General features: G+C 52.1%; 12 protein-coding genes. All 12 read right to left on the bottom strand.

The window, feature by feature from the left end; translation table 11 throughout:
* Window positions 1–64: 64 nt before the first annotated feature.
* The 12 genes from JJU47_RS11175 to JJU47_RS11120 all read right to left on the bottom strand — a co-directional run bounded on the left by JJU47_RS11175 (window position 65) and on the right by JJU47_RS11120 (window position 12169).
* Complete coding sequence (locus JJU47_RS11175) at window positions 65–835, bottom strand: DUF92 domain-containing protein (protein WP_228619398.1); 771 nt, start codon at window positions 833–835, stop codon at window positions 65–67.
* Window positions 814–1368, bottom strand: coding sequence for a 5-formyltetrahydrofolate cyclo-ligase (locus tag JJU47_RS11170; protein WP_228619395.1), 555 nt, complete (start codon window positions 1366–1368; stop codon window positions 814–816). The genes JJU47_RS11175 and JJU47_RS11170 overlap by 22 nt, the downstream gene beginning before the upstream one ends.
* A 54-nt stretch (window positions 1369–1422) precedes the next feature.
* Entirely contained in the window at window positions 1423–1587 is a 165-nt protein-coding gene (gene rpmG / locus JJU47_RS11165) for a 50S ribosomal protein L33 (protein WP_255313299.1), read from the bottom strand.
* A gap of 101 nt (window positions 1588–1688) precedes the next feature.
* A complete protein-coding gene (locus tag JJU47_RS11160) occupies window positions 1689–3872 on the bottom strand; it encodes a 1,4-alpha-glucan branching protein domain-containing protein (protein ID WP_228619391.1) in 2184 nt (727 codons plus the stop codon).
* 14 nt (window positions 3873–3886) lie between these two features.
* A complete protein-coding gene (locus JJU47_RS11155; RefSeq protein WP_228619386.1) occupies window positions 3887–4654 on the bottom strand; it encodes a DUF4912 domain-containing protein in 768 nt (255 codons plus the stop codon).
* 117 nt (window positions 4655–4771) lie between these two features.
* Complete coding sequence (phoU, locus tag JJU47_RS11150) at window positions 4772–5434, bottom strand: phosphate signaling complex protein PhoU (RefSeq protein ID WP_228619383.1); 663 nt, start codon at window positions 5432–5434, stop codon at window positions 4772–4774.
* Window positions 5435–5449: 15 nt separating this feature from the next.
* Window positions 5450–6211, bottom strand: coding sequence for a phosphate ABC transporter ATP-binding protein PstB (gene pstB / locus JJU47_RS11145; protein WP_228619563.1), 762 nt, complete (start codon window positions 6209–6211; stop codon window positions 5450–5452).
* A gap of 102 nt (window positions 6212–6313) precedes the next feature.
* Window positions 6314–7225, bottom strand: coding sequence for a phosphate ABC transporter permease PstA (pstA, locus tag JJU47_RS11140; protein ID WP_228619380.1), 912 nt, complete (start codon window positions 7223–7225; stop codon window positions 6314–6316).
* 1 nt (window position 7226) lies between these two features.
* A complete protein-coding gene (pstC, locus tag JJU47_RS11135) occupies window positions 7227–8171 on the bottom strand; it encodes a phosphate ABC transporter permease subunit PstC (RefSeq protein WP_228619378.1) in 945 nt (314 codons plus the stop codon).
* A gap of 83 nt (window positions 8172–8254) precedes the next feature.
* Window positions 8255–9196 (bottom strand): PstS family phosphate ABC transporter substrate-binding protein, encoded by a 942-nt coding sequence (locus JJU47_RS11130; protein ID WP_228619376.1) that lies wholly within the window; start codon window positions 9194–9196, stop codon window positions 8255–8257.
* A gap of 152 nt (window positions 9197–9348) precedes the next feature.
* Complete coding sequence (locus JJU47_RS11125; RefSeq protein WP_228619373.1) at window positions 9349–11406, bottom strand: peptidoglycan D,D-transpeptidase FtsI family protein; 2058 nt, start codon at window positions 11404–11406, stop codon at window positions 9349–9351.
* 154 nt (window positions 11407–11560) lie between these two features.
* Window positions 11561–12169, bottom strand: coding sequence for a superoxide dismutase (locus JJU47_RS11120; RefSeq protein WP_228619371.1), 609 nt, complete (start codon window positions 12167–12169; stop codon window positions 11561–11563).
* Between the last annotated feature and the right edge of the window lie 26 nt (window positions 12170–12195).

The raw sequence follows: 12195 nt of genomic DNA, 5'->3' as shown, positions 1-12195 counted from the left end.
CACTTTGGCGATATTGTGACAATATTCACATTCGTTTGAAACATCCTCATTCACTGTACTACCCTCAAGCGAAGACTAAAAAACAAATCACGGCCGCCGCAGCGATCGCCAAGAAGTTGACGGCATCGTTCCCTAAGAAATGCCAGCCCGACACGTACGCGGTCGCTTCGTCGTGATGAACACGTTTTTCCGTCAGCTTTCCGCACACACGGCAGCGGTATTTGCGTTGCACGGTCGCACCGAGAAGCGTGTCGACGACACTTCCGCTCAAGCCGATCGCAATCAACACGAGAGCCGTCGTCCATTCGAGGCCTAAGAACGGGTACGTCGCTACGACGATCGTCGCGGCTCCGACGATCGACATGACCGTCCCAAATAGCGACACGCCGCCGCTCGTTCCCGGTTCGACCGGACGCAACGTCATGATGGAACGCGGTTTTCGTTTGGCGAGCACACCGAACTCCGAGCCCCACGTATCGCTCGTCGCCGCGGCGATCGAGACGATATACGCATAGAGCCACGCCTCGTTAGACGTGACGACCATGCCGACCGCCGTCAGCATTCCGATGCCGCCGTTAGCGAGCACTTGGACAAAATCACGCGGTCCTGATTTTTCGACGATATCATCGACCGGCGCCTTGTCGCGGGCGCGGTATTTGGAGGCGAGCGAGGAGGTAGAGAAGAACACTCCGAGCAAGTACAGGCCGAACCAGCCGAACCCGTAGCCGATGACGGTACCGGTCACGACCGTCAACACGGCCCCGGAGAGCGTGAGCGACCGTAAGCGGTAACCGGCGTAGGCGACGATACATGTTACGAGGAAGATGGCATACATCGGATCAATTCCCTTTCCGTCACGATCATTTCGACCGGAATGTCATGCGATTCGATCGGTATTTCGGGCAGCACTTGCACGTCATAGGCGATCGACACCGTCCGACCTGGATATGTCGCCAAAAAGCGGTCATAGTACCCGCCCCCCCAGCCGATGCGGTACCCGCAACGGTCGAACACGCGGCCCGGTACGATACAAAGGTCGACGGTGGCGTCGACACGAGGAGTTGTCGGCTCGAGAATCCCCATCACCCCCGGCTCTACGTCATCGAATGACGTTAGGGGATGGAACGTGAGTCCCGCTTTCATTACTTTCGGCACGAACACTGTTTTTCCTGCCTGCCAGGCGAGATGAATGAGCGGGCGAGTATCGACTTCGAGACCGAACGATAAAGTCAGTGCGACCGTTTCGGCGTCGCGCCATTCAGGGAGGGACGCGACAGTATGTAAGATGGATGCGTCGGCAACAGCCCGGTTCTCGAGCTGACCGATTTGTTCATGGACGGCGTCTCGTAGCGTCTGTTTGTCTATCATGTCGATGGCTCCTTTCGAAAAAAAAGGCCGCCACAGAAGTGACGGCCGGTCTCATTATTTCACTTCGCGGTAAAGCGTGTGACGGCGGAGACGTGGGTTGTATTTGCGCAACTCGAGGCGCTCTGGGTTGTTACGTTTGTTTTTCTTCGTGATGTACGTGCGATCGCCTGTTTCTGTGCAAGCTAGTGTGATTTTAACGCGCATTTCTTTCACTCCCATCTTACTGATGTTGTATCAAGTGCTTTTGCTTTACAGTCTAAGCATACTCAATTATCCTACCAATTTTTTTTTGAAAAAGCAAGGTGTTTTCACGTTCTTTTTCAAACGTTCTGCCCGTAAGGTGAAGCGTCGGGTGACAAGCATGGTGTTACGTTATCTTTGATCGCATAGCGAGAGCCGAGTTCATCGATTGAGATGTCGGCACCGACAAAGACGGTGGCGGCATCAGCGAGTACGCTGTTCTCAATTCGATGGATCGCGTCGAACAAGCCGCCATGACCATGGGGGTTGCGCGTCGTTTCAAATGACAACATAGTTGAGTATAACGGAACGGCAAGTGACTTCGCAAGTGAACGTGCCGCCGGAATCGTCATCCAATCGAAATGATGGATCGCTTTGAAACGGACGACGTTCACGAGCTCATGGACGAGCTTCACGTAGGCGACGTTTTGAGCAGCGACTTGGTTCATGACGTGTTCAAGGAACGGACTCGTCAAACGGACCCGATAGACGTGGACACGGCCATGACGTTCATATTCCGGCAACCCTTCTTTATGAGGCGTCAACACGTAAAGCGTCTCGCCTTCCGCGGCGCGTGCATCGACTTCTTCGACGACGCGATGGCCCAGTTCGCCGACGAGGTTCCCTGTGAACTCAGGAGCCAAGACGAGAATCGCGGCTTGCTCCGGTTCGCGCTCGGTCGTCACGTAGTAGTCGTGCGGCGACAGGAACGTATCGATCTCCACATCTTCGTCTTGGAGGAACGGATATGCGCGATAATGTTCATCGAGCAAGTGATCGGACAGCTTGTCTCCGTAGAGCGCCGTTTCGAGCTCCGCAAAGAGACGAGCGTGCTCCCGGAAGCGCTCGGCCGCGTACTGCGCCGTCGTCTGCCCGTCTAAAATGAACGCCCAGTCGCTTGATACCGCGAGCACATAATGGCGAATCAATTGTTTGAGCGCGCGGTCGACGAGCGGTGACGTCCCGCGGTAGTCGGCGACATCTTTGACGAGTTGCGTCTCCATCATGTGCAAATGACGGAGCATCCATTCATTCCGTTCGTTGATCCACACGTCGCCGTAGCCTTTCCGCCCCCACGTGTTCATCGAGACGTGGACCGTCTGCAAGTCTTGGAAATGACGCTCGAGGAACATGGCCGGTGTGATCGTCTCGATCCCGAATTCCTCGAGCCGTTCTGCCACTTGACCTAAAAATTCTGGGCCCTCAAACCACCAGTGACCGAATAGTTCGGCATCAAACGGCGCAGTGACAAGGAAAGGCGGGAACGTCTGTCCGGCGTGTGCCTCGAGATGGGCTTCGAGCGTCTGGGCGAAATCGGTCGCGTGGTTGTGGATCTGGTGCTCGGCCCAGTCACGGACGTAGTAATCTTTTTCGTCGGTATCCCCGGTGATGCGGTGCATCTTCAATCCAGTGTCGAACCGAATCCCTTCCGGGTGCATGAACGAGTGGATATATTCCCAATCACGGTCATAAGCGAGGTCACGATAAAATTCGCGATAGTCCGGATGGCCCGGATAGCCGATCATCGAGCTCCAAATCTTTCCGGAGATAATTTGGTCACGCGGGAACAGAGCGACGCCGTTCGGTGAGTAGACCGGCGCACCGATGCCTTTGTCCGGAGTCGGGTCGGCTTCTAGGAGCGCATGCTCATCGACGAACGTATAGCGCACTCCTTCCTCATATAAAATCCGGTCCACACCAGGCGTGTAGGCACATTCCGGTAACCAGATCCCTGTTGGACGGAATCCATAATGACGCTCAAAGCAGTTTAGTCCAGACCGAATCTCGGCGCGGGCGGCTTGGTCTGTGAACAGATGCGGGTTGAAGCCGTGGGTCGCCGTACATGTGACCATGTCGATATAACCGTGTTCGCGGTATGTACGGAACGCCTGATTCAAGTTTTTATTCCAGTGCAAGAACGTGTTCTTTAAGTCTTGATAACGCCGCTCATAAAAATGAAGCGTGCCGACTTCCGCCTCACTCCGGCCTTCAGACAGCTCGAGCGCGATCAGTTCGAGCATCTCATCCAAGTGGGCCACGTATCGGTCTTGCACGAGCGGGTCGGCGAGCATTTCGATGACAGGCGGCGAAATGCTGACGGTCCAGTGCAACGGACGTTTCAGCCGATCGACTTGCCATAAAATCGGGATATATGTTTCAGAGATGGCCTCGTACACCCATCTCTCTTCTAAACGGTGTTCTTCTTCATGCCGGACGTACGGTAAGTGGGCATGAAGGACGAGTGAAAAGTAACCTGGTTTCATCTTGGAAGTCCTCCTCAGCGCACGAATCGGTATGCAGCGTATTTTGGTAGCGTGTCGAGTAGTTCTGGTGACTCGACTTCACCGTACTGCCAACGACGGACCGGCTCGGCAAATCGTCCGACACCGGCTGGTTCGGCCCGCGGCGTGTCGAGTGGCATCGAAGCGACGATCGGCAAAAATTCGCCTTCCATCGTACGAATGCCAAATTCAAACACGTACGTCGTGTTCGGGTCGAGCGGACGGACGAACCAACTGTTCGTCATCTCGGGCAATTCGAACGAGTACGACCGATTGGCATGACCGCTCGTATAGTCTAGGAGCGTGACATCGAGAATACGGAACGCCTTCGGCAAATCTTCCCATGGCCGCATGAACTGCATGGCAAGCGTCTCTTTCACGTCGTCAGACACTTCCCAGAACACGTAGACGGCGTTAGGCGATTGGACGACCGCGTGCATCATATCGGCATCGTAGCGGTCTGGGAGCTTCCAGAAGCCGTCTGGCGCATGATCGAGGAGCGGTGATTGTTTACTTGCATCGTGTTGAAGCGTCGAGGCGACCTGCTTCACTGACGTAGCGGGTGTAGCCTTCGGTTTTGGTTTCATTGATTTCTTCCCTTCGGTCTTTCGTTTCGGGGCAGCAGCGGCTGTCGTGACTTCGCCATGTTGAGCCCGCCATTTACGCCAGGCGTATTGGACTTTTCCGATTGGCATATCTAATTGTTCTGCAATCTGTTTTAACGTAAGCCCTTGTTGTTTCAAGGATACGATTTTCTCTTCCATATATATGTGGCTCCCTTCCTAAAAAAAATCCATGTAGTCTACTATTCGCCTTCTGCCCGTGAATTCCTGCACAAAAAAAGTAAAGAACAACATGTCTGTTGTCCTTTACCACTTTTGTCACTGATTTAAATCATAATGTTTCCCTTTTTCGAGGAAAATCAAATGTTCGCCGAAATTGGTGACGTGATCTCCCATCCGCTCGAGATAGCGGGCGATGTTCGAAAACTCATATACGTCGTTCGTACCGATCGTCATCGTCGGCAAATAACCGATATATTGCTTGATGACTTGCAAGTTCAAATCATCGATGACTTTGTCCATCTCGTTCAATTCACGGACACGGCTCACTTCCCCTTTACGGTACGCGCGCGTCGCCAGTTCGAGCATATCGATCAACTGTTCAGCCATCTGCTTGAGCGGCTTAATGTCGAGCACGTAAGGCACGTGTTCGATACGCGTGACTGCTTTGGCGATATTCGTCGCGTAATCGGCGATCCGTTCAAGGTCCGTCGCCGATTTCATCGTCACGATCAAGCGACGCAAATCGGTAGCGACCGGTTGTTGCTTGGCGATCAACAAGATCGCCTCGTCGTTAATGGCGAGCTCGAGGTCATCGAGCTCATTGTCGTTGTCGATGACCGTCTGGGCGAGCGTGAGGTCGTGTTTTTCGAGCACCTCGATTGCTGTCGCCGTTTGACGCATCGTCAAGTTCGCCAAATGGACGACTTTGTCTTCTAATTCAATCAACTTCGTATCAAAGAATGTGCGATTTTGTGCCATGTCTGTCTCCCCTTCTTAACCGAACCGGCCAGAAATGTAATCTTCAGTCCGTTTGTCAGTTGGATTCGAGAAGATTTTGTCAGTCTCGTCGAACTCGACGACTTCGCCGTTCAAGAAGAACGCTGTCTTGTCCGATACACGAGCTGCTTGCTGCATGTTGTGTGTAACGATGATGATCGAATACTGTTGTTTCAACTCTTGGACAAGCTCCTCGACTTTGAGCGTCGAAATCGGGTCAAGCGCCGACGTCGGTTCATCCATGAGGATGACGTCAGGTTCGATGGCAAGTGTGCGGGCGATACAAAGACGCTGTTGCTGACCCCCCGAGAGTCCGTAGGCGTTCTCGTTCAACCGGTCTTTCACTTCATCCCAAATCGCAGCACCGCGAAGTGAACGTTCGACGATCTCATCGAGTACTTTTTTATTTTTAATCCCGTGTGTGCGCGGGCCATATGCGACGTTATCATATACTGATTTCGGGAACGGGTTCGGCTGTTGGAACACCATCCCGACCGATGTACGAAGGTCTTCGACCCGATAATCACGGTCAAAGATATTACGGCCATGATACAAAATTTCTCCGTTCGTGCGAACTGAAGGCACGAGTTCGACCATCCGGTTCAACGTCTTGATGAACGTCGACTTCCCACAACCCGACGGACCGATGATGGCCGTCACTTCATTCTTTTTAATGTCCAAGTTGACATCAATCAACGCTTGATCGTCGCCATACCATAAGTTCAGGTTGTTCACGACGTAGGCGCTGTCTTTTTGCATCACGGTCTCGTTTGGTTGTGTCGTCGTTGTATTCACTTCATGGTCTCCTTTAAGTTCTGTTTGTTTCATCATCTCGAGAATCCTCCTCGTTACTCCTGCGACTTAATGTCGATTTGTATACTTGTTTCGGATATAAATTGCGGCCGAGTTCATCGTGATGAGCACTGTCATCAAGACGATGATACCGGCAGCCGCCAAGTTTTGGAATTCAGCTTGCGGACGGCTCGTCCAGTTATAAATTTGAATCGGGAGTGCCGTGAAGTCTGAAAAGACGTTGTTCGGTGTCGTCGAAATGAACGTCGCAGCTCCAATCATGATGAGCGGCGCTGTTTCCCCGATGGCGCGGGACACTGCCAAGATGATACCGGTAATGATTCCCGGCAGCGCCGAAGGCAACACGACGTTGAACGTCGTCTGCCACTTCGAGGCTCCGAGGGCAAGCGAAGCGTGCCGCAGTTCCATCTTGACGGAACGAAGCGCTTCTTGTGACGCGACGATGACAATTGGTAAACTCATCAAACCGAGCGTGAGCGCACCCGTTAACACCGAGTTCCCGAATCCGGCCGTCCGGACGAAGAACGTCAATCCGAGCAAACCGAACACGATCGACGGGACACCCGCCAAGTTCGAGATGTTCACTTCAATAAACGAAGTGACGCGGTTTTTCGGTGCATACTCTTCCAAGTAAATCGCTGCACCGACTCCGACGATGAACACCATCGGTACGATCAACATCATGAGCCAAAGCGTCCCGATCAAGGCTGGGTAAAGACCGGCCTGGGCCGCACGGCGTGACGGGAAGTTACGGAGGAAGTCAAGATTGACCCAACCGCCACCTTTTGTGACGACGTCATAGATGAGCGTCGACAAGACGAGCAAAGCGAAAACGAGCCCTGCTAAAAAGATGTATTTGAATACCTCGTTTAATTGAAGACGGCTTTTAATTCGTTTTGAGACCGTCTCCCGGTCAATATAGTTCTTCGTATTCTTGAACTCACTGTTCGGAAATGCCATATTAGTACTCCTCTCTGAAGCGGCGCGTCACCCAGTTCGCGAATAAGTTCATCACGAGCGTGAAGATGAATAGAAGCGCACCGACCGCATAGATACTATAGTATTCGATTGTCCCGTAACCGGCGTCGCCTTTTGCGATTTGAACGATATACGCTGTCATCGTCTGAATCGCGTTGAGCGGGTTGAACTCGAAGTTCGGTTGCGACCCACCCGCGATCGTCACGATCATCGTCTCTCCGATAGCTCGGCTCATGCCGAGGACGATTGAGGCGATGATTCCTGACAAGGCAGCCGGCATGACGATTTTGAGGGCGACTTCTAGACGTGTCGCACCAAGACCGAGCGCTCCGTCACGAATCTTTTTCGGTACGGCACTCATCGCGTCTTCAGAAATCGAGGCAATCATCGGGATGATCATGATCCCGACGACGATACCCGGGCTGAGGGCGTTATAAATTTTCAGGCCTGGAATGAGTGATTGCAAGATCGGTGTCACGAACGACAAGGCGAAAAATCCAAAAACGATCGTCGGAACGCCGGCGAGCACTTCTAGGATTGGTTTTAAAATCGTCCGGGCCCGTTCAGATGCATACTCACTTAAATAAATCGCCGAGGCAAGACCAAGCGGCACTGCCACCATCATCGCGATGACCGTGATTTTCATCGTACCGGCGACGAGCGCCCATACACCAAACCGTGGGTCGGCGCTAAGTGGATACCATTCGGTCGATCCTAAAAACTCACGCACTGGGACACGTTCGAAAAACTTGAACAGTTCAAATCCGAGCGTCAAGGCGATGCCGATTGTCGTGACGACCGACACGAATGCGCTCAAGAATAATAAGAACGGCATGACTCTATCAAACACGTTCGTCGTACTATATTTTTTTTGTTTATTGACTTCGATCATCTCTCGAATCGAAAAATCTTTTTTTGGTTGATTCATCTCGTCTATCGCTCCCTACCTCTTCATACTAGAAAGCACGGCGAGAAGGCGAGATCGATTCTCGCCTTCTACCGATTGCCCGATTATTCTCCAGCTAGCTCGTCGATGATGTCGGCGTTCTCATCGTAGCGTGCTTGTTCCATTCCTACATAGCCGACTTCTTCAGACAACTCGGCTGCATTCTCGTTCAAGAAGCGAGCGAATGCTGCGACTTGCGGCTTATCATTCAATGATGCATTGTTCACGTATGTGTAAATTTCACGTGAGAGTGGATAAGACAAATCGTTGATCGTCTCTTGATTCGGTTCCACGCCTTCAACTGCCATAGCGCGGAGTGTGTCTTGGTTTTCAACGTAGTAGGCGTATCCGAAGAACCCGATTGCACCTTTCGTACCAGCAACTCCTGTTACGAGGACGTTGTCGTCTTCTGACAACTGTGCGTCTTGGCGGATGTCCGTGTCATCGAGTACCGCTTCGTTAAAGAAGTCGAACGTTCCTGAGTCTTTACCTGGCGCGAAGAACGTGATTTCCTCATCTGGCCAGTCCGAGCGGACGTCTTTCCATGTCTTTACGTTCGTATCTGTCCACATTTTGTTTAATTCATCGATCGTGATGTCTTGTGCCCAGTCATTTTCTGGGTTGACGACGAGCGAAAGTCCGTCTAATGCGACCGAAAGTTGTGTATACTCGACGCCGTTCGCTTCAGCTTCTGCAGCTTCTTCTTCTTTGATTTCACGCGATGCGTTCGAGAAGTCTGTCTCGCCTGTTACGAAGCGTTTGAACCCGCCGCCCGTTCCTGAGACACCGACCGTCACTTCAACGTCAGATTGCTCTGCTGAGAACTCTTCAGCGACCGCTTCCATGATTGGGAATACAGTTGACGATCCGTCCATGACGACTTTGCCTGAAAGTGACTCCCCTTCAGCTCCGCCATTTCCTTCTTCGTTGTTGTTCCCACACGCGGCACCGACGATGGCCACCGAAGTGATTGAAGCGAGTAAAGCCGATTTTTTCATCCAAGACATTTCTGACGTCCTCCTTGAGTTTGCTTTGATTTTTGTTGTGGATCTGTTGTTCTGTCCTACAATTAACATCCTAATAAACTACTATTAACGAGAAATGAACGGAACGTTAAAGAATTGTAAAGACAAAAAAAGAAGCCACCGAAGTGACTTCTTTATTGGAGTTGAGCTTGAACGTCTTCAAGGTTGAAGTAGGCTTTCATAATGTCGTGAGCGACGCGTGTGTTGACGCCTTCCGCCTCAAGCCCCGGCATGATGATGGCCCAAGCGATTTCCGGGTCGTCGTATGGGGCCCAGCCGACGTGGTTCGAGTTGAACGTCTTGATCGGCTCTCCGTTCGCGTTCCGTTTCGCTTGTCCGTCCGGTCCTTCCGCGATCGCTTGCGCCGTCCCGGTCTTCCCGGCCGCCGTCATTCCTGTCTGTTGGAGAATACGCGACGTTCCGCTCTCGACCCCTTGACGGAATCCTTGTCGCGCCCGCTGAATATATTCATCACGGATGTCGACTTTGTTGAGCGCGTTTGGTTGGAACGTGCTGACGACTTGTTTGTTCGATTCATCGAGCGAACCGGGTTCGATAATTTCTTTCAACAAGTGCGGTTGGACACGGTAGCCGCCGTTAGCAAGCGCCGACGTATACTGCGCCAGCTGAATCGGCGTGTACGAGATGAACTGCCCGATCGACATATCCATGAGGAGCGTGACACGGTCCGGCACACTGCGGAAACCGGTTGACTCATACGGCAAGTCGATGCCCGTCTCGACCCCGAGCCCGAACTGTTTATAGTAGTGTTCCATCGTATTGAACGCTTCCGTCACGTTTTCCCCGACGATTTGACCGGTCGAATAGTAGTCGGCCAATCGAAGCGCGATCTGGAACATATAGATGTTTGACGACATGGCGAGGGCATCCAGGTCGTTGATGTTGCCCATATTTCGGTACGATGATTTGAGCGACGAGCCGATGCGGATCGGTGTGTCATATATATACTCGCCCGGTTTGATCACTTCTTCTTCAAGCCCGAACGCAACGGTCGCTCCTTTGATCGTCGATCCGATCTGGCTCGCCCGAAGCACCGTACCGGTCGAGACGTCTTTAAACTCGTTCGTCTCAAGGTCGAGTTCCTGCCCTGAGAGGGCGAGCAGTTCTCCTGTCTTCGGGTTCATGACGACGACGAACGCCCGGTCAAAGTGGGGACTGCCTGAGCGGCCGGCCCGAATCGCTTTTTTCAGGATTTCATCGACTTCTTTTTGAAATTCGATGTCCGTCGACAAGACGATGTCTTTCCCTGGGTTCCCGCTGACACGGGTCGGCTCTCCGACTGGCTGCCCTTTATACGTCGTAAAGACGTCGTAGGCCGGAGTCCCGCGCAACACGTCCTCGTACTGCTGCTCGAGATATGACGTGCCGACACGATCGTTCAACCCGTAGCCTTTCGCTTGATACGAGGCACGCTGCTCAGCGGGGATCTGCCGGTAGCTGCCGAGGAAGCTTTGGAACGTCTGGCCGAACGGATATTCACGCTGATAGTACGGTTCGACGCTGACACCAGGCAACAGTTCTAAGTTCTCTTCGATCAACGCGATTTCTTTAGGAGACGCGCCGACTTTGATGAGCTGCGGGTCTAATGCATACCCGCTCTCCATGTTATGTTTGATGGCGATGATTTCTTCCGTTGCATCGTCGAATGTGATGTCTTCGTCACTGATAGAATCGAGGAGCAACTGGTCGACTTCTTGGTTCGAAAGCGAAGCCCGCTCTTCTTCTGATAAATCGGCGAGCAACGTTTGGACGCGTTCCCGCGACCGGTCCGGGTCGATGGCGATCCAATAATCCTTCCGGTCGCGTTCCGTCACTTTGCGATCTTTTTCCGGAACGTCTAAAATCTCGGCGAGCTTGACGGCGACGTCGAGACGCTCTTCCGTCTTCGTCACTTGAGACCGCCGGTACATGACCGAATAGTTCGAAATCGTATCGGCGAGTACTTGCCCGTTGCGATCGTAAATCTTCCCGCGCGGCACCTCATATTTGATCTTACTCGACTCTGTCTTTTGGACTTCTCGGGCAATCAATTCCCCGTTCACGATTTGAACGACCCCTAAGCGGAAAATAAGCGTCGCGAATAACATAAACACGATGAAAAATAATAAATTCAAGCGCAACGGAAGGTGGTTGCGCCGTTTTTTCGGCACTTTCACGCGATGTCTAGCCAATTCAATTGTCTCCTCCCTTAATCACTTGCTTCTATAATAATGTTTTTCGATATGTTCTATTTTTCGACTCGATTTTCACTATATCATAATTTGTTTACAAATTAATGACTTGTAGAAAAAATCCCGAGATTCGATGGAATCTCGGGATTGATGATTATTTAGCGTCAGCGTAAAGCTTCGCGACGTAATCCCAGTCGATGACGTGGAAGAACGCTTGAATGTAGTCAGGACGACGGTTTTGGTAGTTCAAGTAGTACGCATGTTCCCAGACGTCGAGTCCGAGGATCGGCGTCACGCCTTCCATGATCGGTGAATCTTGGTTCGGTGTCGACGTCACTTCGTGTTTGCCGTTTTTCACGACAAGCCATGCCCAACCTGAACCGAAGCGGCCAGCCGCTGCTTTCGCGAACTCGTCTTTGAATGCGTCGAAGCTGCCGAACGCTTCGTCGATCGCTGTAGCAAGCTCACCAGATGGCGTCCCGTTCTCATTTTTCTTGAGTAGTTTCCAGAAGAACGAGTGGTTCCAATGTCCGCCACCGTTGTTGCGAACGGCCGTTTGAATGTCAGCAGGAAGTGAATCGAGGTTTTGGAGCAACTCTTCGAGTGAAGAGTACTCAACATCTTTTCCTTCGAGTGCATTGTTTACGTTCGTGACGTATGTGTTGTGGTGTTTCGAGTGGTGGATTTCCATCGTGCGTGCGTCAATGTGTGGTTCGAGTGCATCGTATGCGTAATCAAGTTGTGTTAATTCAAATTTAGCCATAACTAAAATCCCCCTTAAATTTGGTT

The organism is Exiguobacterium sp. (genome assembly GCF_020832205.1).
Lineage (GTDB): Bacteria > Bacillota > Bacilli > Exiguobacteriales > Exiguobacteriaceae > Exiguobacterium.
Note: the sequence above shows the minus strand (reverse complement) of the source record. Positions and strands in the feature narration are given on the sequence as shown.

Coding starts and splice junctions, on each gene's coding strand:
- pstA (WP_228619380.1), bottom strand. CDS start 7,225: ATGGCATTTCCGAACAGTGAGTTCAAGAATACGAAGAACTATATTGAC.
- JJU47_RS11160 (WP_228619391.1), bottom strand. CDS start 3,872: ATGAAACCAGGTTACTTTTCACTCGTCCTTCATGCCCACTTACCGTAC.
- JJU47_RS11170 (WP_228619395.1), bottom strand. CDS start 1,368: ATGATAGACAAACAGACGCTACGAGACGCCGTCCATGAACAAATCGGT.
- JJU47_RS11155 (WP_228619386.1), bottom strand. CDS start 4,654: ATGGAAGAGAAAATCGTATCCTTGAAACAACAAGGGCTTACGTTAAAA.
- JJU47_RS11120 (WP_228619371.1), bottom strand. CDS start 12,169: ATGGCTAAATTTGAATTAACACAACTTGATTACGCATACGATGCACTC.
- phoU (WP_228619383.1), bottom strand. CDS start 5,434: ATGGCACAAAATCGCACATTCTTTGATACGAAGTTGATTGAATTAGAA.
- JJU47_RS11130 (WP_228619376.1), bottom strand. CDS start 9,196: ATGTCTTGGATGAAAAAATCGGCTTTACTCGCTTCAATCACTTCGGTG.
- JJU47_RS11175 (WP_228619398.1), bottom strand. CDS start 835: ATGTATGCCATCTTCCTCGTAACATGTATCGTCGCCTACGCCGGTTAC.
- rpmG (WP_255313299.1), bottom strand. CDS start 1,587: ATGGGAGTGAAAGAAATGCGCGTTAAAATCACACTAGCTTGCACAGAA.
- pstB (WP_228619563.1), bottom strand. CDS start 6,211: ATGCAAAAAGACAGCGCCTACGTCGTGAACAACCTGAACTTATGGTAT.
- pstC (WP_228619378.1), bottom strand. CDS start 8,171: ATGAATCAACCAAAAAAAGATTTTTCGATTCGAGAGATGATCGAAGTC.